Consider the following 24955-nt stretch of genomic DNA (forward strand, 5'->3'; position numbering starts at 1 on the left):
ACCCCCGCCGCCCCCTCTTTCGGCGTTGATCAAGAAGTTTGCGTCATTTTTGATCTCCAATGAGGACCAAAACTTCTTGATCACCGCGGTGAGGGTCAGGGGGTGAGGGTCTGGAGGGTTTTCTGGTAGGTGGGGGGGATGTGGTGGTTGGCGGCGGCGGGGGTGAAGGTGTCGGAGGTGGCGGCCGTCGCCCACGCGCTGTCGGGGACGGCGGCTACCAGGGCGGTCACGACGGGGGTGTCGCGCCAGTCGGGCTGCTGGGCGAGCAGGCTCAGCGCGACCACCGACTCCTCCACCTCGCCCACGCACTCGAACGGCTTGTGCCCGTCGATGCCGAGCAGTTCGCGGTAGCCCGGGATCTGCGCGGAGTCGGCGAGCAGGTCGCCACCGAAGATGTGGGTGATCCGTTCGCGGGGCATGAACGGAGCCAGGGCCAGGAAGACGAAGCGGCACTTGGGGCAGTCCCGGCACCACCGCTCGCTGGCGTCGCGGAGCTTGAACGCGGCGTTGCAACTGGTGACCACGTCGTCGTAGCGGTCGATGCCGGCGAAGAGTCGGGCGATGTGCAGCTCCGACAGCGGGCGCAGCAGCGAGAAGTACGGTTCGGCCAGCCCGGCGTGCTCCGCGAGCGCGGCCCGCAGCAGTCCCTCGGCCTCGATGCCCTTGGACCACTGGTGGTTGATCTCGTGACCGTTCCAGATCAGGTTCGGGTCCGACGCCGAGCGCTCGTTGGACATCACCACCGGGCCCAACCCGTGCAGCACCGCCGTGGCGACCGCGATCAGCGAGTTGATCGCGGTGACCGGGATGTGGCCGTTGCGGGCGCCGGCCGCGTTCAGCTCGAACAGCACCGGGTCGATGCGTCGCCGGGCCGCGAGAGCGGGCAGCCCCGACGCCGCGTTCACCGCGTTGATCACATGGTTCGGGTTGACCGAGAAGGGCACCGGGTCGAGGCCGGCCCGGCGCAGCGCCTCCAAGCTGACGATCGAGTCCTTGCCGCCACCGACCGCTGACAGCGGTCGCCGGTCGGAGTTGTCGTACTCGGCTGCCGGCTTGACCCGTCCGTCGGGCACGCGTGGGGCCAGCTCCAGCACGTGCGGCAGTTGGTTGCGGTACGCGTACTCGGCGAGGCCCTTGGTGTAGACGGCCGTGACGAACTCGACGGCGGCCGGGCCGAGCGGTGCCGGCAGCACCAGCTGCCCCGGCGCGGCCGTCTTGTAGTAGCTGACCCCGGCAACCACGTGCAGCAGCTCCAGCACCCGGCCCAGCGCCGCCACGGCGGCGTCCGACGGGGACTCCTCCGGCACCGGCAAGGTGACCACCTCGGTGAACCGTTGCTCACCATCGGGCCCGGTCAGGGCGTAGTCGAACAACGCCTCGCCGGTGGACAGGTCGATCGAGTAGGACGGGAAGGTGAACGCGTCCATCCGCGCCAGCTGCGTGTTGAGCACACGCCATACTAGGCCCTGGTTCGTCCGGCCGTGCCCGGCTCGGCCGGACCGTGCCCTGCCGCCGTCGTACCCGAGGAGAACCTGTGCGCCTGTCTGACCTGCGCGGACGTAAAGTCGCCGTCTGGGGCGCCGGCCGGGAGGGCCGGGCGGCGGTGACGGCCATCGCCGCCCACGGCCCGGCCGACCTCGTCGCCGTCGACGACAGCGCGAACTTCCTCTCGCTGCCCTGGGACGGGCCTCTGGCGGAGGCCGCCCCACTGGTCACCGGCGACGAGGGCTTCGCCCGGCTGGCCGCAGCCGACGTGGTGGTCCGCTCGCCGGGTGTGCCGCAGACGCATCCCTGGCTGATGGAACTGCGCCGCCAGGGCGCGACGGTCACCCAGGGCACCTCGCTCTGGATGGCCGACCACGGCGACCGCACCATCGGGGTGACCGGCAGCAAGGGCAAGAGCACCACGTCCAGCCTGATCCATCACCTGTTGACCGCGGTGGATCGGCCGAACGTCTTCGGCGGCAACATCGGTGTACCGACGCTGGACCTGCCGGAGGCGGAGCTCTACGTCCTGGAGCTGTCCAGCTATCAGTGCAGCGACCTGACCGACTCGCCCCGGGTAGCGGTGGTCACCGCCCTGTTTCCCGAGCATCTCGACGCGCACGGCGGCGAACGGGAGTACTACCGGGACAAGCTCAACCTGCTCGCGTACGGGCCGCGCACCGTGGTGGTCAACGGCGCGGACCCGCGGCTGGCGTTCGAGTTGGGCGACCGCGCGGCGGTACGCGCCGGCACCGCCGACTCGATAAACGTCGCCACCGGCCCGGACGGTACGCCCTGGTTCCACCGGGTCGACCAGCCGCTCTTCCCACGGGCGGTGCTGCCGCTGGTCGGTCGACACAACGAGAGCAACCTCTGCGTTGCCCTGGCCGTGCTCGACGCGTTGGGCATCGACCTGGTCGAGCGTAAGGACGCCCTGGCCGTCGCGGTCGCCGAGTTCCAGGGACTGGCCCACCGGCTGACCGAGATCCCCGACCGCTCCGGCCTGACCTTCGTCGACGACACCCTCGCCACCAGTCCGTACGCAGCCATCCATGCCATCGACGCGTACGACGGGCGGCCGTTGACCGTGATCGTCGGGGGCAACGACCGAGGGGTCGACTACACGCCGCTGCGCGAGCACCTGGCCGAGCGGGAACTGACCGTGATCGGCATCCCGGACAGTGGTCCGCGCATCGTCGGTGCGCTCGACGGACTGCCGAAGGTACGCACCGAACTGGTCGACGACCTCGCCGCCGCGGTGCAGTTGGCCCGCCAGGTGACTCCGGCCGGCGGCGTGGTGCTGCTCTCGCCCGCCGCGCCCAGCTACGGCCGCTTCCGCAACTTCGAACACCGCTCCGAAGTCTTCGCCGAAGCCATCCGCACCACCGCCCCCGCCTAACCACCCCACCCCACCCCACCCAACCTCCCCGCCCTGGTTGATCTCCCCGCCCTGGTTGATCATGAGGTTAGCGGCAGCTGAAGAGATCAACTGTGCCGCTAACCTCATGATCAACAGCGAGTTGGGGGAGGTTGGGTGGGCGCTAGGACGGGCGAGGGTGGGTGTGGTTGGGGGGTTTTACGCTGACGGGAGTCGGTTCCCGGAGGTGGTAGATGGTTCAACTGCTGCGCCGTCCAGGTGCCGGACCGCGTGCGCACGCGGTCGGCGTCGCGCGGCTGATGGCGCACACCGACCCGGTCGCCCTGATCGGTGTCGCCCTGTCGATCTCGCTCTCCGTGACGCTGGACCTGACCGGTGCCGCCACCGGCGTGGAGTCGTTGCTGGCCGGCCTGATGGGCATCACCATCTCGTTGCTGGTGGACTCCATGGCCCGGGCCGAGCGTCGGTTCCAACTGCGAGCGTTGCTTGCCGGCCCGCACTGGCTGGTCCGGGCAGTTCCGGAACTGGCCACCGCCACGACCGAGGCGGTCGACCGCTATCCGGGCACCCGCGTCGCCGAGGAGACCCAGCGCCGGTTCGAACGGTTCCACGCCGACCTCGGCCAACTCCGGCAGGGACGCATCATCCGGCCCGGCGACGACTATCAGGACATGCTCGCCGCCACTCGCGACTGCGCACGGCGATTGGAGGCGCTGACCAACGTGCTACCCCGGCTGGCCTGGTGGCGCGGTGACATCGGCCGGCGGTACTGGGCGGAGAATCTCGCCGCGCTGGCCCGTGGCGTAGAGATCACCCGGATCTTCACCTACACCGAGTTTTCCGACGAGTTGGCGGAGCTGGTGGCGACGCAGCGTCGGGCGGGGGTCCGGGTGGGTCTGCTGTCGACCGCCACGGTCCCGGCCGACCTGCACGTCAACCTGATCCGCTGGGACGGCACAGCGTGCTGGACGGCCGGCATGAGCGCGCATGGCGAGATCAACGAGAACCGGTTCTCGGTGAACGCCGCCGACCTTGCCCGGGCCGACGACACGTTCCAGGCGTGCCTCAGCCGGGCCACCTTCGACACCTGACGAAGGGATGACCGCCCAGGGCGTACTGCTGGTGACCGTGGTGGTCTGGGCGGTGACCCTGATCCGTCCGGTTCGGTGGCGGGCCCTCGTGGCCGCGCTGCCACTGCCGATGACCGCCGCGCTGCTGGCCACCGGTCATCCCGTCGACGGCAGCCAACTCGTCGGGGTGATGGGGCTCAACCTGTTCTTCGGCGTCGTGGCACTGGCGTACCACCGGTTCCGGTTGCCGATCCTGCTGGCCGACCTGGCGGGCGTCGCCGGCTACCTCGCACTTGCGGCGGTGCTGCGTCCGTTCGCGCTGCCGTTCTGGCCGACGCTGGCCGCTACGGTCGCCCTTTGGCTGCTCGCCGTGCTGGTGCTGCGCCGCGCTCCGGGGCCCGACCAGCCGGCCGATCCGGGCGATCCGACCAACCCGGCTGGCCCGACCAACCCGGCTGGCCCGGAGCGGGTGCCGGTGGTGGCCCGGCTGCTGCTGGTTCTCGCCGGTGCGGTGCTGACCGGGCTGCTCGGGCAGGTGCTGCGAGGCCTGGTGGTGACCTTCCCGTACGCCGGGGTGCTGGTCGCGGTCGAGGTACGGCGGGACCTGCCGGTCTTCTGTCGGCACTTCGCCGGCAACAGTCTGGCGCTGCTCGGGTTCCTGGTCGGGGTCTACCTGGGCCAGGACGTCTCGGCCGCGCTTGCGCTCGTCGCCGGCTGGGCGGGGTTCGCTCTGGTCGCCGCGACGGTCAATCTCGGCTTCCCCACCCGGACCTCAGCAGGCGCAGCGTGCCCGCGCCGGCCAGGTAGGCCACCAGCGCCTCCACCGGCCAGCCGAGCGGCTCCGGTGCGGTCTTGGCCGCCACGCCGTTTGCCGCCAGGGCGTACCCGACGGCGGCGAATCCGGCGACGGTGAGTGCGGCGCGGGCACCCGCCCACCTGGCCGACGCCCTCAGGTGCCGCGGGCGACCGGTGGACGCCTCGATCGGACCGAAGATGGCGACCAGGACGGCCAGCACCACCGCCAGCATCAGCACCCACGGCAGCCGCCAGGCCAGCCAGGCCGCCGTACCGGCTTCCGGCGTGGGGAGCAGGCCGAACCCGTGCAGCGCACCGACCAGCAGCACGGCCGCGCTCAGGTGCCACAGGAAGACCGTCAGTACGACCGAGTTGACCGCGATCACCGCCTGCCACGGACGGTCACGGTGCAGCCACCGTTCCACCCGTTCCCGCAGCAGCAGGATCAGCCCGAGCTGGGCGGCGGCGACCGCGAGCAGCGCCACGCTGGGTGGAGCGGCGTTGGCCAGCCGCTGACCGGGAAGATTGATCATGCTTATCGGGTACGGCCCGGGGCCGGTGAGCAGGATCGCCACGGTGAGACCGCCGAGCAGCATCGCACTCGCGGCTCGGCGGGACATCGGCAGGCACCGGGTACGCAGTCCGGATGGGTGGCAGTGCCCCCGGCGGGCGTCGTACCAGGCGAAGCCGAGCTGGTGGACGGCGAGCCAGCCGAGTAGATAATTGGGCAGGGCCAGGTTGGCCGGCCCCAGCGCACGGCCCAGGTCGCCGGCGGCGACCAGCACCGCCAGCGCCAGCGGCACCAGCAGCCCGAAGCGGCGGTGCAGCGCGTACATGACCGGGGTCAGCGGCACCACGGCCAGGTAGGCGGCGAGGAACCACAGCGGAATGGTGGCGAACCAGACGACCGGACGAACCTCGTCCGGCTGGGCGCCGCCCAGCCGGGCCACCAGCGCGCCACCGGCGAGCACCAGCACCAGGGCGCTGGTCGGGCGCAGCAGACGGGCGCTGCGGCCCAGCAGCCATCCGATCGCATCGCCGCCACGGCTCTGGTGGGTGGCCAGCGAGGCGGCGTTGGCGTACCCGCCGACCAGGAAGAAGACCGGCATGACCTGGACCGCCCAGGTCAGCGGGTACGCCCAGGGCAGGGCGGTCAGTGCCGAGTGCCCGTCGGGTCGGCCGCTCTCGTCGTACTCGACCGCCGCTATCGCCCAGTGCCCGAGGACCACCAGCACGATCGCCAGCGCCCGGAGCAGGTCGAGGTAACGCTCCCGCTCCGCCGGCGTACGGGCGGCGAGGCGGGCCAGGCGGCGCATAGTCCGAAAGTATGCCGACGAACGCGCACCGTCGGGACTATTCCACCAACTGCTGCGCCGCTGCCGGGGCTGTCAGCGCGGCGAGCAGCGCCGCCGTCTCCCGCAACACGGCGTCGCGCAGGTGGATGTGCGGCTCGACGACCCGCCATCGGGGAATCCAGTGGTGGAGTCGGGTCAGCACGTCGACCGCGCCCTGGTGGGTGAATCGTCCCGCCCAGACCAGCGACTGGACGCGCCGCGCTGCCTCGCTGAAATGGAAGCTGCTCGGGCAGTTCGGGTTCAGCGCGGCCGGATGGGCCAGCCAGCGGAGAACGATGTCGTCGAGGCGTGCCCCGGCGAGCCCGCAGCGCAGCGCGCGATGCCGGCAGAGGGTCTGGATCAGGCTGTCCAGTTCACCGTGCCCGTTCACCCCCATCGTCTCGTGCTCGACCGCGTCCAGGTAGCCCTCGACAGAGCGCAGTAGCCGGCCGGCCAAGCTCGGATAGCGGTCGAGACCTGCGGCGATGCCGGTCAGGCGCCACGGGATGTCGACATCCTCCGGGTGCGTGGCGGCCCACTGCAACACCACGTCCGCAGTGGTCTCGGTCAGGGCTTTCTGCCGAGCGAGCTGCTTGCTGACGAAGACGACGTCCGGCGTCGACCGGTGTTTGTCCGCCCAGCGATCGATGAGCGGCGACAGCCACTGCGGTAGGTCGGTCAGCTTCCTCATTGCCAGCAGCGGCGGTAGGACGAATCCGGCATTGACGGTGTCGCCGTTCTGGTGGAGCCAGGCCAGGGCGGTGTCTACCGCGCGAGTTGTCACGTGCGCTGGCAGGTCGTTTCGGCTGAGTAGCGGCGGTAGGACGAATCCGGCATCGACGGTGTCGCCGTTCTGGTGGAGCCAGGCCAGGGCGGTGTCTACCGCGCGAGTTGTCACGTGCGCTGGCAGGTCGTTTCGGCTGAGTAGCGGCGGTAGGACGAATCCGGCATCGATTGTGTCGCCGTTCTGGTGGAGCCAGGCCAGGGCGGTGTCTACCGCGCGAGTTGTCACGTGCGCTGGCAGGTCGTTTCGGCTGAGTAGCGGCGGTAGGACGAATCCGGCATTGACGGTGTCGCCGTTCTGGTGGAGCCAGGCCAGGGCGGTGTCTACCGCGCGAGTTGTCACGTGCGCTGGCAGGTCGTTTCGGCTGAGTAGCGGCTGTAGGACGAATCTGGCATCAGCCGTCTCGCCGTTCTCGTGCAGCCAGGCCAAGGCGGCGTCTACCGCGCGAGTTGTCACGTGCGCTGGCAGGTCGTTTCGGCTGAGCAGGGAATGTAGGACGAACTGGGCTTGGGCGAGGGTGCCGTGTTGGTCGAGCCAGTGCAGGGCGTGTTGGATGCCGGGTGGCGCGTCGTGGGGTGTCAGGTCGCTTCGGCTGAGCAGCGGTTGTAAGACGAACTGGGCTTCGGTGAGGGTGCCGTGTTGGTCGAGCCAGCGCAGGGCGGCCTCGATGCCGTGACGGGCATCCTCCGGTCGCAGGTCGGTACGGCTCAGCAAGGCCGCGATGACGAAGCTGGCCTCCAGCGCCGTTCGATGCAACGCCAGCCAGACGGTCGCCACGTCGATCAGGTGGGCGGCCTGGGGCGTGGCGACCGTACGCAGTCCTTTGTAGAGGATGTGGCGCGCCGGCAGCGATGTTCCGTGCGCGGTGAGCCAGGGTTCCCCGAGTTGTGGCCAGTGCTGGAACAGTGCCTGCGCCCAGGCGGAGTTGTCCAGCACCGAGCCGAGGGCGTAGGCGCCCACGTCATCCTGGCTGGCCAGCAGCACGCCGGCCGCGTTCGCGTTGGCGGCCAACCAGGCTGTGCAATGCCCGGCGAGCGGCCCGTCGCGGTGCTGGAGGGCCATGTCCCGCAACAGCCGGTCCAGGTTCATGGCGTACCGGCCGATGGTGCGGGCACTGGTCAGGCAGGCGTCGAGGATCCGGTCGGCGACCCTGGTGCGAACCGTGTCGAGTCCAGCCCGCACGGTGGTGTGCTCCAGCAACTGGTCGACCACGATGTCGTGCACCGGTGCCAGGCCGTCCGGCGTGTGGATCATCCAGCCCATCGCGAGCAGGACGTCGAGCAGGTGCTCGGCGCGCGACTCGTCGCTGTGCTCGACCCGGCCGCCGCAGGCGACCAGGGCGGGACGCGGCTGGGGGGTGGCTGCGGCCATCGCGGCGTAGACCTGTAGCCGCACGTCCGGGTCGCGCTCGTCGTCCAGCCGTTCGGCGTGATGAAGCAGGTCGTCCTCGTTGAGCCGGCGGACCAACCAGTCCAGGAGGTTTTCCGGCCGCAGGTCGCCGATCGCCGTCGACAGCCGCCCCCGATCCGCCTGTGCCTCGGCCGCGGCGGCGATCAGGGTGGCGATGACCGGTCGTCGGCCGCACAACTGCAACAACCGCTTCTCACCGAGGATCGTCCGCGCCCGGGGGGCCAGCGCGGTGACGACCTGGTGCCGGATCCGGTCGAGGTGCTCGTCGTCGGGTCGCAACTCGACAGGTTTGAACACCTCGGTGAGTGGGGTGTTGTCCTTCTGGTGAAACCAGCCGGGCCGGGCCGATCCGAGCAGGGCCAGCCGGATGCCACGGGCTCGCGCGGCCGGCAGCAGTCGGTACCGGATCGCCGGATAGTCCAGGGCGCTGAGGTTCAGGTAGTCGATGATGATCAGCAGGCGTTCGTCGGCGCAACCGGTCACCACCTCGATCAGCCGCTCGGTGGTGACCAACGGTTCACCGGGGCGTACGTGCAGCACCCGCCAACCCGCGTCGACCGCACGGCCGGCGACCTCCAGGCAGGTGCGGGTCTTGCCGATTCCGGCCTGACCGACCAGCAGCAGCCCGGACTGGCCGGCCTGCTCGTCGAGGCGCTTCAGCAGCCGTACGGGATGGGTGGCGGCGTCGCTGTCGGCGGGCGACACGTACGGCAGCCGGTCGTCGCGCAGGTTGTCGGCCAGCTCGGTCAACGCCTCCGCGTGTTCGACGATCCCGGTCGGCAGCAGCTGCGGTGGTTCCCGTTCGACCTGGTCGAGCGAGGTGCCGACCAGGCCGGCGAAGGCGGGGTCGGTGAGCAGCCGGGTGATGCGTACCGCGTCCAGCCGGCCCGGACCGTACCGGGACGGCACCGCCACCATGACACCGAGCAGGAGTTGCCGATCGCCCGCGGTCAGCAGCGGGGCGCCCGAGTAACCGCTGTGCGGGTGCGGCTCCAACACCGGCGTGCCGGAGTCGTCGCGTACCACGGCACCGGTGTCGTCGCGCTGCGGCTGCGGCGGTTGCGGAGCGATCCGGGTGGAGTCCAGGGCGTACCGGTGGTCCTCGAAGCCGAGGCTGGGCATGACCTGCCCGGGCAGCTCGTCGAGGTGGCGGCCGTCGTGCGTGACCCGGACCCAGGGATAGCCGACGGTGAGACAGGGCACCGGCCGATGTCCGCGCAGCTCGCCGTAGCGGATGCGAGTCTGCTCGCGGGACCAGAGCGGTACGTCCATCCGGATCAGCGCCGCGTCGGCGTCCAGGTCGTCGCCGCGCCAGATCACCGTCGCCCGGTGCTCCGGCTCGGTGGGGCTGTCGCTGCGGGATACCCAGGTCGGCTCCCCGCGGGCACCCACGACGTGACCGGCGGTGAGGACCAGGTCCTCCCCGACGGCGTACCCAGAGCCGAGCAGCTTGCCGCGTACCTTGACCACCTGCTGGACGTGCGGCTCCAGTCCCGTCACGAGAGGTGGCCGGCGCAGGTGCGGCGGTTGTCGTCGCTGTTGGTGCCGTCGGGGCAGGTCGTGTTCCGCCAGACGACCCCGCCGATCGAAGCGCCGGTCAGGTCCGCGCCGGTCAGGTCGGCGTTGCTGAAGTCGGCGTGGTCGAGCTTGGCGTTGCGCAGATCGGCGTCCCGCAGGTACGCGTCGACGAGACGGGCGTTGCGCAGGTCGGCGGTGGGCTGGGCGGCCGGCGGGTTGGCGGCCCAGGCGAAGGCCACGATGCCGATGGCGGCGACGGCGGTGGCCAGCATCAGTTTGCGCAGGGCGTGCCGGAACTGGCTCTTCAGCGCCTCGTGGGTGGCGGTGTCCTCGATCGCGGTGATCCGTTCGTCGAGGTCGGCGATCCCGGCCGCCAGCTGCGTCCGTACGTCGTCACCGGTCGACGGCTCGCGCTGCGCGGCAATCAGCTCCTCGCGGGCGGTGATGATGTCGGCCGGCGTGGCGAAGCCCTGTAGGTACTTGGGGTTGCGCCGGAAGTGCTCCACGACCGTGGTCAACTCGGATCGCCGTTGCGTCCACGCCGCGTCCAGGTCGCTGACCAGCACCAGCTTCGGGAGAAGAATCTGCACGGCGGTCCAGATGGCGTAGACCACCGTGGAGAGCCCGGCAGCCGCACCGGTTACCGCGACCCAAAGCCGGGCGCGGTCGACGGAGTCGGGTATGCCGAGCGGAAGTTCGCCGATGCTGGACAGTTGGCTGCCGGCCAGCATTGCCGCCCCCACCGCGGCGGCGCTGGCCACCAGCCACTTCGCCGCGTCACGGATGCGGTCGTTGCCGCGTTCCAGGGCGTCGGTGCTGCCGGTGGTCTCCCCTTCAGTGATCATCACGATCGATGTCCACACCGGGCTTCGGACGGACGATCGGCGGCAGTTGGGCGCTGCCGATCCAGTTCGGGTCGAGGCCCACCTCGGTCTCGTCCGCGCCACGGGTTATCCGGTCGGCGTTTCCGGGCTCGATGTCGTGGGGCTGCCGGTGCCGGGGAACGGGAGAGTGCCGTGGCTGCCGCCATGGATAAAGTGTCAATCGGATGCGATGTGCGCCGGTGTTTTCGACAGGCGCGAGATGCCATGTGACGCCGCTGCCATTCTCCCGGGTGACCAGGTTCAGTTCCACGTCGACGCTGTCGTCGGCAGCGCCGGATGTCGATCGCTGCAGATCCTGGATCAGCGCGGACAGTGCGGTGGTCAGGGGGATGTCCGGCACCAGGCCTCCAACATGGACTTCGACTGGCAGCTGCTTGCAACTGAACGTTAACCGACCGGACAAGGCACCGAATCCACCGGTAGGTGTATCGGCGGTGGCCCTACGAAGGGCAACGAATCGACGAGTCGGTAATGCGACTTTCCGGGGACGGCTCAGGGGGATTCTGCTAGCCATTGACGACTCGATCGGCGAGCAAATGTTGACAAGAGGTCGACGGGCTCAATGACCAGTGCGGCCAGGCGGGCGTGCCGACGGGTGGGGTGGTGCCTGCCGCCCCGGGTGAGGTGGTGCCTGCCACCTCCGGGGCGGCCGGCGGTGGCGAGGGGCCGTCGGCCACGGCGGTGCCGGACACCGCCCCAGCTCCCTGATCGATGGGTGTTCATGCTGGTCGTGGCCGCTTCCGGGGCGGGGTGCGCAGCCGCAGCGGGCCCGGTGTCGCAGGTAACAGTTTGAAAACTTCGCCCACGGTCTTGACATGGAGGGGCCTCTAGTAAGAACTTTTACCACTAACAGTTAACAGTCTTTTCCGAAAGGCGTCCCATGGTTGATCACGAGGCGGACACCTCCGCGGGCACCGCGGTGGCCGACGTCGATGGGGTTGACCGCCGGGGCGCTCTGGGCGTTGCCTCCGACGGGACGCTGGCCCGGGTACGCACCGGTGCCGCCGAACTGACCGGCGCGCTGCGACGGGTCGCCGAGCACGTGCTCAGTGACCCGGAGGCGGCGGCCCGCGCCACCATCGTGGAACTGGCCGAACGCAGCGGCACCTCGCCGGCCACGGTCACCCGGTTCTGCCGCGCGATGGGCTTCGACGGCTACGCCGACCTGCGGCTGGGCATCGCCGCCGAGACCGGTCGGGCTCGCTCGGCCGGCTGGACCGTCGACATCGGCCGAGAGATCCAGCCCGGCGACCCGCTGGAGCGGGTACTGGAGCAGATCATGGCCGCCGACACCCGGGCCATGCATGACACCGCCGCGCTGCTCGACCTGACCGAGGTCGAGCGGGCCGCCGTCGCCATCGCCGGTGCCGAGCGGGTGAACATCTTCGGTGCCAGCGGCAGCGCGCTCGTCGGTGAGGAGATGCAGTTCAGCCTGCACCGCATCGGCGTGGCCGCGTGGGCCTGGAACGATGTGCACTCCGGGCTGGCCGCTGCCGCGCTGCTGCGTCCCGGCGACGTCGCGTTGGGCATCTCGCACAGCGGCCAGACCCGCGAGGCCATCGAGATGCTCGCCGAGGGCGGCAGCCGGGGTGCCACCACCATCGCGCTCACCGGATTCCGCCGGTCGCCGCTGGCCGAGCTGGCCGACATCGTGCTGCTCACCGCCAGCCAGGCCACCACGTTCCGGCCGGACGCGCTGTCCGCCCGGCACCCTCAACTGGTCGTCCTCGACCTGCTCTACATCGCGGTCGCCCAGCGCACCCACGACCGCGCCCACGCGGCCTTCCGGCGTACCGCCCAGGCCGTGGACGGGCACAAGGCCGCGAGGGAGGCCAGCGCATGATCAGCGCCCAGGGGTACGCCGACGCCGTCCGGCCAGTCCTCGACCGGCTGGTCGAGCGGGGTGCCGAGTCGCTGGGCCGGGCCGCCGATCTGATCGCCGCCAGCCTGCGTGACGGTGGGGTGTTGCAGGCGTTCGGCGCCGGACACTCGGAAGCCTTCGCCGCCGAACTGGTCGCCCGGGCCGGCGGGCTGGTACCCACCAACCGGATCTCCCTGCACGACCTGGTGCTGCACGGCGGTGCCTCGCATCAGGTGCTGGCCGACCCGAAGCTGGAACGTGACCCGGCCGTCGCGCATCAGCTCTACGCTATCGCCGCACCCCAGCCGCAGGACGTCTTCGTGGTGGCGTCCCAGTCCGGCATCAACGGTTCGGTGGTCGAACTGGCGCTGCTGGCCACCGAACGCGGTCACCCGCTGATCGCGGTCACCTCGGTCGAGCACACCGGACGGGTGGCCCCGCGGCACCCGTCCGGCCGGCGGCTCGTCGATCTCGCCGACGTCGTGCTGGACAACGGCGCGCCGTACGGCGACGCACTGCTGCCGCTCGAGGGCGGCGGCGCGGTCTGTGCGGTCTCCTCGGTCACCTCGGCGCTGCTGGCGCAGCTGCTGACCGCGGAGGTCGTACGACGGTTCCACCAGGCCGGAGAGGCACCCCCTATCTACCTCTCCGCCAACGTCCCCGGTGGGGACGAGCACAACCTCGCCCTCGAGTCGCGGTACGCCGGGCGACTCCGGCGCACCGCCTGACCCGACATCACAAGGAGAGTCACACGATGTCCGTTACCCCCGATCTCGACCGCCGGACCCTGCTGCGCCGCGCGGCGGCCGCGGGCCTCCTGGTGACCCCGGCCGCCGGCCTGCTCAGCGCCTGCGCCGGCAGCACGCCGAGCCAGAACGACGACAGCGCCGGGGAGAAGAGCAACGACAACCCCTTCGGCGTGCAGGACGGCAGCGCCGTGAAGGTGGTCATCTTCAACGGTGGGTTGGGTGACGCCTGGGCCAAGGAGGACCAGGCGATCTTCAACGCCAAGTACCCCAACGTCACCGTCAACATGAGCTCCACCCAGAAGATCAAGACCGAAGAGCAGCCGAAGATGGCGACGCAGCCCAGCGACGTCGTCATGAACTCCGGCGCCGACATGATGGACATCAGCACCCTGGTCAACGAGGGTGCCATCGAGCCGCTGGACGACCTGCTGGCCGCCCCGGCCTGGGACAGCGAGGGCACGGTGGCCGACACGCTGCTGCCGGGCACCGTCGGCGACGGCACCTACCAGGGCAAGTTCTTCGTGGTGAACGTGGCCTACACGGTCTGGGGCAACTGGTACAACTCGGTGCTGTTCGACAAGGAGGGCTGGACGCCGCCGAAGACCTTCGAGGAGTTCTTCGCCCTCGCCCCGAAGATCAAGGCCAAGGGCATGGCCCCGTACGTGTACGACGCCGTGCACGGGTACTACCCGCGCTGGGCGCTGATGGCGACGGTCTGGAAGTCCGCCGGCAAGCAGGCCGTCATCGACATCGACAACCTCAAGGAGAACGCCTGGCGTGCCGACGGTGTGCTGCCGGCGCTGGAGGCGTGGGAGAAGCTGGTCAAGGACAAGCTGCTGCTGCCGGGCAAGCTCGACCACACCCAGTCGCAGCAGGCCTGGCTCGACGGCAAGGCGGCCTTCATCCAGGTCGGCACCTGGCTGAAGAACGAGATGGCGGCGACCATCCCGCCGGGCTTCGAGATGAAGATCTCCGACTACTGGGGCCTGGGCGCCACCGACAAGGCGCCAAACGACGTCTACGCCGGTGCCGGCGAGGGCATCGTCGTCCCGGCCAAGGCGCCGAACAAGGCCGCGGCCAAGGAGTTCCTGCGCGCGGTGCTCTCCAAGGCCGGCTCGGCGAAGTTCGCCGAGCTGACCAAGTCCCTGGCCTCCACCAAGGGCTCCGGTGACAACGTCCAGGACGCCGCCCTCGCCAGCGCCAACGAGCTGATGAAGAACGCCAGCTCGGACCTGATCTCGATCAAGCTCTGGAACTTCTACGCCGACCTGGACAAGGAGAGCCAGAACCTGTCCGCCGAGTTGATGGCCGGCCGGCTGACCGCCGCACAGTTCGTCGACAAGATGCAGGCCGCCGCCGACAAGGTCGCCCAGGACTCGTCGATCACCAAGCAGACCCGCGACGCCTGATCCGAACGGAAAGAGTGAGTCCCATGCGGCACGGTGTTGCGCGTTTCGTCACGGGTTTCCTGGCCCTGCCGGTCGGGCTGTACCTCTTCTACGTGGTGTGGCCCTTCCTTCAGGCGGCCGGGTACTCGCTGACCGACTGGGGTGGTTACTCCGACAGGCAGCAGTTCGTCGGGCTGGACAACTACCTCCGGCTGTTCTCCGACGAACTGATCAGGAAGGCGTTCTGGCACAACGTCTTCTTTCTGATCACCGTGCCGCTGTTCACCATCGCGCTGGCCCTGTTCCTCGCGTTCCTGCTCAACGTGGGCGGACGCGAGGACAAGGCCGGCATCCGGGGAGTGTTCGGCTCCGGCCTCTACAAGGTGATCTTCTTCTTCCCGCAGGTGCTGTCCCTGGTCGTCATCGCGGTGATGTGGCAGCAGATCTACCGCGCTGACGGCCAGGGCCTGATCAACGGCATGCTGATGAAGATCGGGCTGGTCAGCGAGGACGACCCGATCACCTTCATGTACGACCCGGAGCCCTTCCTCGGCGTACCGGCGGTGCTGTGGTGGCTGCTGCTGATCGCGGTCTGGAGCGGCGCTGGCTTCTACATGGTGCTCTTCTCCGCAGCCATGCAGTCCATCCCGAAGGACGTCTACGAGGCGGCCATCCTCGACGGTGCCGGCCGATTCCACACCTTCTTCCGGATCACCCTGCCGCTGCTGCGGGACACCGTCTCGGTGGCCTGGGTCTACCTGGGCTTCATCGCCCTGGACATGTACGCCCTGGTGTTCGTCATGACGCCCAGCCAGGGTGGCCCGAACCATGCCAGTGAGATCTTCGCGTCGGTGCTGAACTTCACCGCCTTCCAGAAGGGTCAGTTCGGCTACGCCTGCGCGATGGGCGTGGCACTGGCGATCTTCACGATCCTGCTGGCCGCTCTCCAGCTGAGGATCACCCGTCGTGAGCGGATCGAGTACTGAGGAGACCTGGACGATGAGCACGGTGACCCACACTCCGGGTGGCCTGGCCGGCCCCGACCAGACTCCACCACCGGGCGGTACGCCGGCACAGCGCGCCGCCGTCGGCGGCGGCCGGGCCGGAGCACGGTTCTTCAACGGCTTCTCACACCTGTTCCTCGCCGTATGGGCGATCATGGTGGTCTACCCGCTGCTGTGGGTGGTGATGTCGGCGCTCAAGACCGACTCGGAGGTCATCCGCAAGCCGCTGTCGCTGATCCCCGAGCAGTTGCAGTGGGGCAACTTCGCCCGAGCCTGGACCGAGGGGCACATCGGGTCGTTCTTCCTCAACACCATCCTGGTGCTGACCGGCAGCGTCTTCCTCACCATGCTGCTCGGCTCGATGGCCGCCTACGTGCTCGCCCGCTACGAGTTCCCCGGCAACCGGCTGATCTACTACATGTTCCTGTCCGGGCTGACCCTGCCGATCTACCTTGCCGCGGTGCCCCTGTTCAAGGGCGTCTACAACACCGGCGTGGTGCTGCCGTTCCTCGGCCCGAACAGCCACCTCATGCTGATCCTGGTCTACGTTGCCTGGTCGCTGTCGTTCACCGTCTTCTTCATGCACTCGTTCTTCCGTACCCTGCCGAACGCCATCGCCGAGGCGGGCATGGTCGACGGCGCGTCGCACAGCCGGTTGTTCTTCAGCGTGATGTTGCCGATGGCCAAACCGGGCCTGATCAGCATCGGCATCTTCAACGTCCTCGGCCAGTGGAACCAGTGGTACCTGCCGACCCTGCTCATGCAGTCGGTGGCCGGCGAGCCGAAGAACCAGGTCATCTCCCAGGGCCTGATCGAGCTGTCGGTCAACCAGGGCTACCGCTCCGACTGGTCCGGTCTGTTCGCCGGGGTCACCATGGCGATGCTGCCGGTGCTCATCGTCTACATCGTCTTCCAGCGTCAGGTGCAGTCCGGCCTCACCGCAGGCGTCAGCAAGTAATCGCCGGGACACCGCCGCGCAGGACGTGCTCGGTCCGGGAACCAACGGCCTCCACCCGAGTCCGACCGGTCCCGGACCGAGCGCGCGACACCTCAGTCGAGGGCGATCCCCAACTGGTCGCGCAGGGCCGCACGTCCGGCGGCGGTGAGGCGTACGGCGCGGCCGGACCCGATGCGCACCACCCACCCGTGGCCGAGAAACCGCTCGCACAGTTTCGCGCCGACCAATCCGCCGAGGTGCTCCCGGCGTTCCGTCCAGTCGAGGCAGCCCCGGACCAGCGGCCGGCGGCCCGGCCGGGGCTGCGCCGGATCCCAGCCGAGCAGGTCGATCAGCCAGGACCGGCCGGCCGGGGTGAGCGCGAAGCCGCCGCCGTCGTCCAGCAGCCCCCGCCCGATCATCGCCTCGGTCACCGCTACACCGAGCCGTCCGGCCAGGTGGTCGTAGCAGGTACGGCCTCGGCGCAGGGCCGCGCTGGCGGTGGCCGCCCGCAGACCACCGGTCCGGGCGGGGGGCGGTGCGAACCGGGCCGACAGATCCTCCAGCAGTTGCGCCACCGAGGGGTCGGCGAGCTGCACGTACCGGTGCCGGCCCTGGCGTCGCTGAACGAGCAGGCCACCCTCGACGAGGCGGTTCAGGTGCCCGGTGGCGGTGGAGGGCGCGACACCCGCGTACGCGGCGAGTTCGCTCGCGGTCCACGCCCGGCCGTCGAGCAGCGCGAGGCAGATCCCCGCCCGGGTCTCGTCGGCCAGCAGTGCCGCGAGCCCGGCAAGGTCGGCAGCGGACGTCATCGACCCATTGTCGGGTACGACAGTTCGGTGCTCACCGAAGGATCGTGGCCGTAGCCTTCGCCGCATGCTGGAGATACACGGCCACGCGGCCGCCCTCGCGGTGCTCACCGACCCGACGTTCGTCGTGCCGCCCGTCCCGCCCGCGTCCACCGGCGTCGCCTGGCTGCGCGCCACGGTGGGCCGGTTCAGTTCGGGCATCGAGTACGAGCGCCGACGCGGCCTGTCCGTCGCGATCCTGGACGCGATCCCGCTGGAGCCGCTACGCCATGCCGGTGACTCCCACCCGGTGACGGTCCTGAGCCACCGGCTGGGAGTCACCCAACCCGTGGTGGAGTTGATCCGCGACGTGGCGCAGGCGTACCAGCCCGGCACCGGTGACGAGTCGCGGGCCGACACCGCCACGCATCGGTTGGTGGCGCTCTTCGGCGGCAGGTTCGACGAACCGACCGCCGCCCGCATCGGCCTGCTCGTCCAGGCCTGCGAGGCAACAGCCGTCCTGATCGACCGGACCCGGCACCGTCACGTCGACGAGGTGCTGCGTGACGACCCGCCGGTGCCGGCGACCAAGCGGCAGGCGACGGTCACCGCCACCGTGGCCGGCATGACCGTCGAGGCCGGTGAGGTAGTGCGGGTGCCACTGGCCGGTGATCTGGCGTTCGGTGCGGGACCTCGGCGCTGCCCCGGCCGCGCCCACGCCCTCTCGTTGGTGGCCGGAGCACGCGGATGAGCGGCTTCGCGGCGCTGCATCGTGTCGGCGACCCGCTGGTTCTGCCGAACGTCTGGGACGTCGCGTCGGCCCGGTTCCTGGTCGAGGCCGGGTTCGCCGCGCTCGGTACCACCAGCCTCGGCGTCGCGGCCGTCAACGGCCTGCCTGACGGCGCGGCCGTCACCGGGGCCGCGACGCTGTCGCTCATCCGCCGGCTGGCGGCGCTGCCGGTACACCTCACCGCCGATATCGAGACCGGATCGGTCGCCGCGGCGGTCGCGGTGGCTGAGGCCGGCGCGGTGGGCGTCAACCTGGAGGACGCCATGGGTCCGGCGCCGGAGCACGCGGAACTGATCCGGTCGGTGAAGCGGGAGGTGCCGGGGCTGTTCGTCAACGCCCGTACCGACACGCACTGGCAGCGTCCCGGCGACCTGACGGAGGCGGTCAACCGGATCCGACGCTACGCCGACGCCGGTGCGGACGGCGTCTTCCTCCCCGGTCTGGCCGAGGCCGCCGACATCGCGGCGGTGGTGGCCGCCGTCGACGTACCGGTCAACATCCTGTTCCTGCCGGCCCGGCACACCGTGACCGCCCTGGCCGAGCTGGGTGTGCGGCGGATCAGCACCGGCTCCCTGCTGTTCCGGTCGGCCCTGGCTACCGTCGTGGACACCGCGACAGCGGTACGCGAGGGGCGCGCCGTACGCGCCGACCTCCCGTCGTACGCCCGGGTGAACCTCGGGCCCGGCGAGCGCGTCGCCGGGGACGTCCCCTGACGGTGCCGGCCCGGCGGTCGCGCCACGCCTGCAAAGTCGGCGGGACGACGAAGTCGTCGCACGGATAGGCCCGCCGGACCCCGTCTTCGGTCACTCCCCACCGGTCAGCGAACATCGGTCCGCCGTCCGGCCCGGCCGAGCACCAACGTGGTGCGCAGGTGGAGCGTCACGGTGCCGCCGAACTCGTCGACCAGCCGGCCGAGCCCGGCCAAACCACGTTGCTGCTGATCGCAGCAGGCCGAACCGGCAGGATCGACCCGCTCGACGACCTCCGAGACCGCCGGGCCGGCCCGGCCGTGACGACGGTCCCGCTCAGGACGTGGCCGTTGCGCCGGCGGCGAGGCGGTGGGCGGGTTGGAACAGTTCGATCAGGTTGCCGGCCGGGTCGGCGAGCAGGATCTGGCGTCCGCCCGGGCCGCTGACCAACTCGCTGCGGAACGACACCCCGGCGCCGCGCAGTCGATCGATCTCGGCATCCAGGTCGTCGACGACGAGGTGGATGCGGTTGTGGCCGGCGGCGGCGACGTCGGTGGGGGTGGCGCGGGCACCGGAGCTGGCTGGCCCGGACAACAGCAGCCGGAGCGGGCCGCGCACCACGTCGGCGAAGGCGGGGGCGGCGCTGGTGTGCAGGGCGAACCCGAGATGCGTGGTGTAGAACTCGACGGCGGCGCTCACGTCGTCGACGAGGTAGCGGACGCTCGCGTACTGGGGGTCTGTCATGGCCGGATCTCCTTTGCGGGCGGGGCTGCGGTGAGCACGGGTAGCAGATGTCGGACGCGGATGTCGATGTCGTTCGCCAGGCGGTGAAAGGCGGGATAGCCGGCGGTCGTCGCGGGATCGGGGATGCTCCAGTGGACCCGTCGGGGTTCGTGGGGCAGGTCGGGACAGACCTCGCGGGCCTTGTCGCACATGGTGATCACGTAGTCGTACCGGCGGCGGGCGACTGTATCGAGGTGCCGGGGCTGCTGCCCGGCGACGTCGACACCGAAGCTGTCGCGCAGTACGCGGACCGCGTGCGGATGCAGGCCCGACCTGGGCCGGATGCCGGCACTGGCCACCCTGACCTCGCCGCCGGAGCGGCGGTGCAGCAACGCCTCGGCGATCGGAGAACGGGCGCTGTTGCCGGTGCAGACGAAGAGCACGCTCAGCCTCCGCGATCGTTGTCGATCCGCCGGGGGAGGCGTTGTCGCGACGAGCAGCGCGGGATGCAGAGCCCTGCCGGCCTCGGCCAGCGCCAGGGCGCAGGAGTCCAGATCGAGGTGGTAGTAGCTGTCCCGGCCGTCGAAGCTGCTGCGCGAGGCGCTGACCAGCCCGCCGTCACGCAGCAGCCGAAGGTGGTAGGAGACCAGGTTCTGCGGCTCGCCGACCAGCGCCACCAACTCCCGGACGCGGAGATCGCCGGTCGCCAGCTCGGTCAACAGTCGCCAGCGCAGCGGATGTGCGGCCAGGTGCAGGAATGACGGAGTGGTACGACTCGATGACACCACGACCTGGATATTACATCAAATCCGTTTGATGGGTTGAGTTGACCTGCCGGTTTCGGCATCGCTATCTGGTCGTGGCCGGGTTTCTCCAGGCCGGGCCGCGCAGAGCGAAGTCGATGGTGGCAGCCACGGTGGCAGCGCGTTCCGCGCCGTACTCGCGCTCGGTCAGCCACAGGCCCAGATCGATACCGGCGCTCAACGCGCCCGCGGTGACCCGGTCGCCGTCGTCGACCACCCGCTCCTCGATCACGTGCACGCCGTAGGCGCGCAACTCGTCGTACGCGTGGCGATTCGTCGTGGCATTGCGCCCGGTGAGCAGACCGGCTGCCGCGAGCAGCATCGCGCCCGTGCAGACCGACGCCATCCAGCGGGCGGAACCGGCGACCTCCGCCAATCTCCTGGGCAGCACGCCGGCCTGAGCCTGCGCCCAGGAGCCCTGCCCGGCCCGGTTCAGCCAGCCACCCCCGACCACGATCACTCCGTCCGGGCGATCCAGCACACCGGGAACGTTCAACTGGACGCCCCGCATGCTCCGGACCGGACCCGGGCCCTCCGCGACCACCAGATCCACCTCGAACCCGGCACTGGACAGCACCTCGAACGGCCCGAAGGCATCGAGTTCGTCAAAGCCGTCGAACACGACGATCTCTACTCTCACCCGTACAGCCTCGCGAGCACCGCCAGGACGGGCCAGTGGCATGCTTGCCATCGTGCGTGAGGAATCGGCCATTCATCGCGTTGCTGTACTGGCTCTCCCTCCGGTCGTGGCGTTCGACGCGGCCATCGCCACGCAGGTCTTCGGCCACGAAGGTCTCGGCAGGTACGAGGCTGTCCTCTGCTCGCTGCGGGCCGGGCCGGTGCCGACCACCACACCCGGGTTCGGTATCACCGTCGCGGCCGGCCTCGAAGCGGTCGCCACCGCCGACACCGTCATCGTGCCCGGGTTCCGGCGCGGGCCAGCGCCGGCAGCCGCGCTCGACGCCCTACGCACCGCGCACCAGCGCGGAGCCCGGATCGCCGCCATCTGTAGCGGCGCCTTCGCGCTGGCCCAGGCCGGTCTGCTCGACGGCCGTCGAGCCACCACCCACTGGGTTCACGCCGCCGCCCTCGCCAAGGAACATCCCAGCGTGCAAGTCGACCCGGCGGTCCTCTACGTCGATGAGGGCACCGTACTGACCAGCGCCGGCCTCGCCGCCGGCCTCGACCTGTGCCTGTACCTGATCGGTCTCGACCACGGCCAGCAGGCGGCCATCCAGCGGGCCCGGCACATGGTCACACCTCTGCACCGCGCCGGAGGACAGGCCCAGTACACCGTGGCGAGCGCCGTGGTGGTGGGGGAGCGGCTCAGCGGCGTGACGGACTGGGCACTGGCCAACCTGCACCGGCCCATCACGGTGGCCGACCTCGCGCGGCAGGCGATGCAGTCCACCCGAACGCTCAGTCGGGCCTTCGCCAGGGAACTTGGCACAAGCCCGCGCGCCTGGCTGATCGCGGCCCGGCTACGCAAGGCCTGTGCTCTGCTCGAAAGCGGTGACCTGACCGTCGAGGAGATCGCTCGACGCAGTGGCCTGGGCAGCGCCGCCAACCTCCGGCTTCAGTTCCGCCGGGCGTACGCCACCACTCCGCTCGCCTACCGGGCCGCGTTCCAGCAACGCTGACCGGTTGTGGACGCCTGCGCCCGATGGTCGAATGCGGCTCATGACGGCAGCCTGCCGAGAGTCCTCGCTGCTCTTTCACGCCGCCGACGGCAGCGAACTGCCCTTGCTGATCTTCGAGCCGGGCGACGGCCCACCGCCGCGTGCCGGCATCGTGCTGTTCCATGGCGGCGCCTTGCGCCAGGGATCGGCCGACGGGCTCGCCCCACACTGCCGAAAACTGGCGTCGCGCGGGATCTTCGCCGGGTCGGCGGGGTATCGGCTGCTCGGTCCCGGCGGCGCTGCCAGCATCGACGACTGCATCGCTGATGTTCGGTGCGCGATCGACCAGTTCGCCCGGCTGGCCGTGGTGCGCGGGCTCGAAGCCTCGCACCTGGCCTCGGGCGGCAGCTCAGCCGGGGCTCATCTCGCGATTGTCGCTGCGCTGACCCCGGCGGCGTCCACCACGGCACCGGAGCCCGGCAGCGCGGCCGTGGTGGCTCTCAACCCGGCAGGATCGAATCTGCGCTCGTTCGAGCCGGCAGCGCAGCGCCGCCTCGAACGGCAGGTCGGCATCGCACCGGGCAGACTGATCGAGTATTCGCTGATCGAGCTCGTGCGGCCGGGGAACCCGCCGATGCAGATCCACCACGGCACCCGCGACGAGGTCGAGCCGATCGACTCGGTGCGGCAATTTCGGGACGCGATGGTGCGCTCCGGCAACGAGTGCGCGCTCATCGAGTACGAGCACGCCCGCCACGGATTCCACTACCCCGACGACAGCAGGCACTTCGACGACGTGATCGATGCCACGGCGCTGTTCCTCCTCGGCCGGCTCGCGACGAAGTGACCGGAAAATGTCCGATTGTCGAAACCCTGACCAGACCCGTTCCACCGCCTCCTGCGACGGGTCACCAGTGACAACGCGTCATATCTCTGCCCGCGGGATGTCATGTTCGGGTGGTGACAGGGCGGGCCTGTCCGCAGGAGGCGGTGTGCGCTGCAATGGATGACATGTCCACTACGCGACTGACCTCCGAGCAGTCCCGACCAGCGGTCGACAACTCCCGCCCCTTCGGTGCCCACCTGCGGATGAGCTGGTGGAAGCCGCTCGTGGTGATCATCGTGCCGCCGCTGGTGATGCTGATCCTGCAGGTGCTGCTCTACCAGGTCGTCGGCGTCATCGAGGGCAGCGACGACCCGATGGCACCCACCTTCACGCCGCTGAAGTTCCTGGCCGTCAACGTGAGTGTGGGCGCGGCGGGCGTGCTGGCGATCCTGCTCCTGATGTGGATCGCCAAGGTGCCATGGCGCAGCCTGATCAGCTCACCGCGAGCATTCGACGCACACCGCCTGGCACGCTACCTGGTCGGCGCGGCGCTGCTGGTCGGCGCCGGGATCGGTGTCGTGGCACTGGTCGCACCCGACGCGCCGGGCTGGACCAGCTTCGGTGTCACCGGCACGACGATCGCCATGCTGGTGATCGTCATGCTGAGCACCCCGGTTCAGGCAGCCGGCGAAGAGTTGATGTTCCGAAGCGCCGTGCTGCCCGCCGCCGCATCCTGGGTACGCCAGGTTCGTCCGGCCCTGGTCGTCGGGCTGGTCATCTCGAGCCTGGGCTTCGCCGTGGTGCACGGCTCAACCGACCCCTGGCTGTTCGGGTACTACGCCGTGTTCGGCATCTCCACCGGGCTCATGGCGATCATCAGTCGCGGTGTGGAGGCGCCGGTCGCCTTCCACGTCGCCAACAACGTCCTGTTCACCACCGTCAACACGGTGATGGCGGGCGGCGAGGGCTTCGCGATCGACAGGTCCACCGACACCGGCGACGCGTCCCTGCTGATCCTCGCCGTCGTCAACATCTGCATGGTGGTGCTCGTCTGGCTGCGGGAGCGGCGAGGCCGGGCCCGGAGTTGACCTCGGTTCAGTCCGGCACGGCGGAACTCGCAGGTTCGGGAGGAACGTCTGCTTTGCCGACGTCCGCCAGCAGCTTGGCGATCACCGCATCGGTCACCCAGGCGTCGCCGGTACGGTCGGCGGCACCCAGCCAGTCCCCGATGTCCCACAGCGCCCGGCAGGCAGCCAGTACGGGGAAGCTGACCACCTCGCTCCGGCTGAGCGGACGGACCTGCTGGTAGCCGGCGAGGACCGCTGCCCAACGATGGCGATCCTCCTCCGGCGAGTCGGGCCCGCGATAGAGAGCGACCAGGTCGTACGCGCGTAACCCAAAACCGCAGTGGTCAAAGTCGAAGGTGACGAACCGTCCGTCGCCGTCGATATGGGTGTTGCCCCGGTGCAGGTCCGCATGGATGATCCCGTACGCGCCGTCGATGGCTCGGAGGCGCCGGATCTCGCCGGTCAGTCGCTCCCCGAGCTTGCCGATCTCAGCGAGGTCCGCCGCGGCCCGACCCGAGCCGGCATAGGGCGCCAGGCTGGCCAGCGGCCGTTCGACGAGGATGCGCTCGTCGAGGTGGTAGCGGTCGTGGTGGGTGAGGAAGCGGTCCATCTCCAGGTGCATCCGGGCGATACCGGAGCCGAACTCCCGCCACTGCTCGGCGGTCAGCGCGCCTTCGTGCAGGGGCTTGCCAGGCGCGTGGGTGAACAGGGCGAAGCATCGTTCGCCCTCGGGCGCCGTCAGCTGGCCGAGCCGGCCGCCGACGATCCGCTGGTACGGACGGATGACGCCCAGCCCGGCCGTAGCCAGATGATCGAGCAGGTCGAGTTCGAAGTGGAGATCGGATTCCGAACGGATCCAGTACTTTCCTCGGTTGTAGACCCGCAGCACGCGGCGACCGCCCTCGACATCGGTGACGAGGTACGTGTCGTTGAAACCACGCTTCAGCAGACTCACCGTGACGGGCGGTGCGACGACGTACTCCCGTTGCACGAGCCGGGCGAGGTCCTCGCCGTGGAGGAGCGTGTGGGTCACCCGCATGTCGAGTGAGCCTATTC

The 24955-nt window shown here is 70.0% G+C and carries 22 protein-coding genes; 12 read left to right on the plus strand and 10 right to left on the minus strand.

Annotated features, from left to right (window positions below; all coding sequences use genetic code 11):
• Positions 1 to 95: 95 nt before the first annotated feature.
• A complete protein-coding gene (locus KBX50_RS14445) occupies positions 96 to 1451 on the minus strand; it encodes a hypothetical protein (protein ID WP_210937548.1) in 1356 nt (451 codons plus the stop codon).
• Between the two features lie 83 nt (positions 1452 to 1534).
• Between KBX50_RS14445 and murD the strand changes: the two genes are divergently transcribed.
• Positions 1535 to 2884: a UDP-N-acetylmuramoyl-L-alanine--D-glutamate ligase gene (gene murD / locus KBX50_RS14450; protein ID WP_210937549.1), complete on the plus strand. Its 1350-nt coding sequence runs from the start codon at positions 1535 to 1537 to the stop codon at positions 2882 to 2884.
• A gap of 212 nt (positions 2885 to 3096) precedes the next feature.
• Positions 3097 to 3954, plus strand: coding sequence for a hypothetical protein (locus tag KBX50_RS14455; protein ID WP_210937550.1), 858 nt, complete (start codon positions 3097 to 3099; stop codon positions 3952 to 3954).
• Between the two features lie 725 nt (positions 3955 to 4679).
• On the opposite strand, the gene KBX50_RS14460 is transcribed toward KBX50_RS14455, so the two are convergent.
• Genes KBX50_RS14460 through KBX50_RS14475 form a run of 4 tightly spaced genes read right to left on the minus strand, consistent with a single transcriptional unit; the run spans position 4680 to position 10998 of the window.
• On the minus strand, positions 4680 to 6044 hold the full coding sequence (locus tag KBX50_RS14460) for an acyltransferase (protein ID WP_210937551.1): 1365 nt from the start codon (positions 6042 to 6044) through the stop codon (positions 4680 to 4682).
• A 37-nt stretch (positions 6045 to 6081) separates the two neighbouring features.
• A complete protein-coding gene (locus tag KBX50_RS14465) occupies positions 6082 to 9756 on the minus strand; it encodes a trypsin-like peptidase domain-containing protein (protein ID WP_210937552.1) in 3675 nt (1224 codons plus the stop codon).
• The gene (locus KBX50_RS32820; protein WP_247673731.1) at positions 9753 to 10619 is read right to left on the minus strand and encodes a pentapeptide repeat-containing protein; all 867 of its coding nucleotides are present in this window, start codon (positions 10617 to 10619) and stop codon (positions 9753 to 9755) included. The genes KBX50_RS14465 and KBX50_RS32820 overlap by 4 nt, the downstream gene beginning before the upstream one ends.
• Entirely contained in the window at positions 10609 to 10998 is a 390-nt protein-coding gene (locus KBX50_RS14475; protein WP_210937553.1) for a hypothetical protein, read from the minus strand. The genes KBX50_RS32820 and KBX50_RS14475 overlap by 11 nt, the downstream gene beginning before the upstream one ends.
• A gap of 540 nt (positions 10999 to 11538) precedes the next feature.
• Between KBX50_RS14475 and KBX50_RS14480 the strand changes: the two genes are divergently transcribed.
• The 5 genes from KBX50_RS14480 to KBX50_RS14500 are packed head-to-tail and all read left to right on the plus strand — an operon-like array spanning position 11539 to position 16618.
• On the plus strand, positions 11539 to 12501 hold the full coding sequence (locus KBX50_RS14480; protein ID WP_093407330.1) for a MurR/RpiR family transcriptional regulator: 963 nt from the start codon (positions 11539 to 11541) through the stop codon (positions 12499 to 12501).
• Positions 12498 to 13247 (plus strand): sugar isomerase domain-containing protein, encoded by a 750-nt coding sequence (locus KBX50_RS14485; protein ID WP_210937554.1) that lies wholly within the window; start codon positions 12498 to 12500, stop codon positions 13245 to 13247. The genes KBX50_RS14480 and KBX50_RS14485 overlap by 4 nt, the downstream gene beginning before the upstream one ends.
• Positions 13248 to 13273: 26 nt before the next feature.
• The gene (gene ngcE, locus KBX50_RS14490; protein WP_210937555.1) at positions 13274 to 14677 is read left to right on the plus strand and encodes an N-acetylglucosamine/diacetylchitobiose ABC transporter substrate-binding protein; all 1404 of its coding nucleotides are present in this window, start codon (positions 13274 to 13276) and stop codon (positions 14675 to 14677) included.
• A 23-nt stretch (positions 14678 to 14700) separates the two neighbouring features.
• Complete coding sequence (locus KBX50_RS14495) at positions 14701 to 15642, plus strand: carbohydrate ABC transporter permease (protein ID WP_093407322.1); 942 nt, start codon at positions 14701 to 14703, stop codon at positions 15640 to 15642.
• A 13-nt stretch (positions 15643 to 15655) separates the two neighbouring features.
• Positions 15656 to 16618 carry a carbohydrate ABC transporter permease gene (locus tag KBX50_RS14500; RefSeq protein WP_210937640.1) on the plus strand — a complete coding sequence of 321 codons (963 nt, stop codon included), beginning with the start codon at positions 15656 to 15658 and terminating at the stop codon, positions 16616 to 16618.
• A gap of 92 nt (positions 16619 to 16710) precedes the next feature.
• Here the strand turns inward: KBX50_RS14500 and KBX50_RS14505 are convergent, their stop codons facing one another.
• Positions 16711 to 17406 carry a helix-turn-helix transcriptional regulator gene (locus tag KBX50_RS14505; protein ID WP_210937556.1) on the minus strand — a complete coding sequence of 232 codons (696 nt, stop codon included), beginning with the start codon at positions 17404 to 17406 and terminating at the stop codon, positions 16711 to 16713.
• Positions 17407 to 17470: 64 nt separating this feature from the next.
• On the opposite strand from KBX50_RS14505, the gene KBX50_RS14510 reads away from it, so the two are divergent.
• The gene (locus KBX50_RS14510) at positions 17471 to 18133 is read left to right on the plus strand and encodes a hypothetical protein (RefSeq protein ID WP_210937557.1); all 663 of its coding nucleotides are present in this window, start codon (positions 17471 to 17473) and stop codon (positions 18131 to 18133) included.
• Positions 18130 to 18885, plus strand: coding sequence for an isocitrate lyase/phosphoenolpyruvate mutase family protein (locus tag KBX50_RS14515; RefSeq protein ID WP_210937558.1), 756 nt, complete (start codon positions 18130 to 18132; stop codon positions 18883 to 18885). Before KBX50_RS14510 ends, KBX50_RS14515 begins: the two co-directional genes overlap by 4 nt.
• Positions 18886 to 19197: 312 nt before the next feature.
• Here the strand turns inward: KBX50_RS14515 and KBX50_RS14520 are convergent, their stop codons facing one another.
• From KBX50_RS14520 to KBX50_RS14530, 3 genes are all read right to left on the minus strand, one after another.
• Positions 19198 to 19605, minus strand: coding sequence for a VOC family protein (locus tag KBX50_RS14520; protein WP_210937559.1), 408 nt, complete (start codon positions 19603 to 19605; stop codon positions 19198 to 19200).
• Entirely contained in the window at positions 19602 to 20372 is a 771-nt protein-coding gene (locus tag KBX50_RS33355) for an ArsR family transcriptional regulator (RefSeq protein WP_210937560.1), read from the minus strand. The genes KBX50_RS14520 and KBX50_RS33355 overlap by 4 nt, the downstream gene beginning before the upstream one ends.
• Before the next feature lie 61 nt (positions 20373 to 20433).
• A complete protein-coding gene (locus tag KBX50_RS14530) occupies positions 20434 to 21027 on the minus strand; it encodes a DJ-1/PfpI family protein (protein WP_210937561.1) in 594 nt (197 codons plus the stop codon).
• 40 nt (positions 21028 to 21067) lie between these two features.
• On the opposite strand from KBX50_RS14530, the gene KBX50_RS14535 reads away from it, so the two are divergent.
• The 3 genes from KBX50_RS14535 (at position 21068) to KBX50_RS14545 (ending at position 23920) form a co-directional block, all read left to right on the plus strand.
• A complete protein-coding gene (locus KBX50_RS14535) occupies positions 21068 to 22027 on the plus strand; it encodes a GlxA family transcriptional regulator (protein ID WP_210937562.1) in 960 nt (319 codons plus the stop codon).
• A 40-nt stretch (positions 22028 to 22067) separates the two neighbouring features.
• A complete protein-coding gene (locus KBX50_RS14540; RefSeq protein WP_210937563.1) occupies positions 22068 to 22853 on the plus strand; it encodes an alpha/beta hydrolase in 786 nt (261 codons plus the stop codon).
• A gap of 164 nt (positions 22854 to 23017) precedes the next feature.
• Positions 23018 to 23920 carry a CPBP family intramembrane glutamic endopeptidase gene (locus KBX50_RS14545; RefSeq protein ID WP_210937564.1) on the plus strand — a complete coding sequence of 301 codons (903 nt, stop codon included), beginning with the start codon at positions 23018 to 23020 and terminating at the stop codon, positions 23918 to 23920.
• A gap of 7 nt (positions 23921 to 23927) precedes the next feature.
• Here KBX50_RS14545 and KBX50_RS14550 read toward each other — a convergent pair whose 3' ends face one another.
• Positions 23928 to 24938 (minus strand): phosphotransferase enzyme family protein, encoded by a 1011-nt coding sequence (locus KBX50_RS14550; protein ID WP_210937565.1) that lies wholly within the window; start codon positions 24936 to 24938, stop codon positions 23928 to 23930.
• Positions 24939 to 24955: the final 17 nt, after the last annotated feature.

The sequence above is a fragment of the Micromonospora sp. C51 genome (assembly GCF_018070435.1).
Taxonomy (GTDB): domain Bacteria; phylum Actinomycetota; class Actinomycetes; order Mycobacteriales; family Micromonosporaceae; genus Micromonospora; species Micromonospora sediminimaris.

What these genes read in the sequence shown, in the direction of transcription:
- KBX50_RS14480 (WP_093407330.1), top strand. Translation starts at nt 11,539, where the DNA reads ATGGTTGATCACGAGGCGGACACCTCCGCGGGCACCGCGGTGGCCGAC.
- KBX50_RS14535 (WP_210937562.1), top strand. Translation starts at nt 21,068, where the DNA reads ATGCTTGCCATCGTGCGTGAGGAATCGGCCATTCATCGCGTTGCTGTA.
- KBX50_RS14455 (WP_210937550.1), top strand. Translation starts at nt 3,097, where the DNA reads ATGGTTCAACTGCTGCGCCGTCCAGGTGCCGGACCGCGTGCGCACGCG.
- KBX50_RS32820 (WP_247673731.1), bottom strand. Translation starts at nt 10,619, where the DNA reads ATGATCACTGAAGGGGAGACCACCGGCAGCACCGACGCCCTGGAACGC.
- KBX50_RS14495 (WP_093407322.1), top strand. Translation starts at nt 14,701, where the DNA reads ATGCGGCACGGTGTTGCGCGTTTCGTCACGGGTTTCCTGGCCCTGCCG.
- KBX50_RS14460 (WP_210937551.1), bottom strand. Translation starts at nt 6,044, where the DNA reads ATGCGCCGCCTGGCCCGCCTCGCCGCCCGTACGCCGGCGGAGCGGGAG.
- KBX50_RS14500 (WP_210937640.1), top strand. Translation starts at nt 15,656, where the DNA reads ATGAGCACGGTGACCCACACTCCGGGTGGCCTGGCCGGCCCCGACCAG.
- KBX50_RS14540 (WP_210937563.1), top strand. Translation starts at nt 22,068, where the DNA reads ATGACGGCAGCCTGCCGAGAGTCCTCGCTGCTCTTTCACGCCGCCGAC.
- KBX50_RS14550 (WP_210937565.1), bottom strand. Translation starts at nt 24,938, where the DNA reads ATGCGGGTGACCCACACGCTCCTCCACGGCGAGGACCTCGCCCGGCTC.
- KBX50_RS14520 (WP_210937559.1), bottom strand. Translation starts at nt 19,605, where the DNA reads ATGACAGACCCCCAGTACGCGAGCGTCCGCTACCTCGTCGACGACGTG.
- KBX50_RS14515 (WP_210937558.1), top strand. Translation starts at nt 18,130, where the DNA reads ATGAGCGGCTTCGCGGCGCTGCATCGTGTCGGCGACCCGCTGGTTCTG.
- KBX50_RS14545 (WP_210937564.1), top strand. Translation starts at nt 23,018, where the DNA reads ATGTCCACTACGCGACTGACCTCCGAGCAGTCCCGACCAGCGGTCGAC.
- KBX50_RS14510 (WP_210937557.1), top strand. Translation starts at nt 17,471, where the DNA reads ATGCTGGAGATACACGGCCACGCGGCCGCCCTCGCGGTGCTCACCGAC.
- ngcE (WP_210937555.1), top strand. Translation starts at nt 13,274, where the DNA reads ATGTCCGTTACCCCCGATCTCGACCGCCGGACCCTGCTGCGCCGCGCG.
- KBX50_RS14485 (WP_210937554.1), top strand. Translation starts at nt 12,498, where the DNA reads ATGATCAGCGCCCAGGGGTACGCCGACGCCGTCCGGCCAGTCCTCGAC.
- KBX50_RS14505 (WP_210937556.1), bottom strand. Translation starts at nt 17,406, where the DNA reads ATGACGTCCGCTGCCGACCTTGCCGGGCTCGCGGCACTGCTGGCCGAC.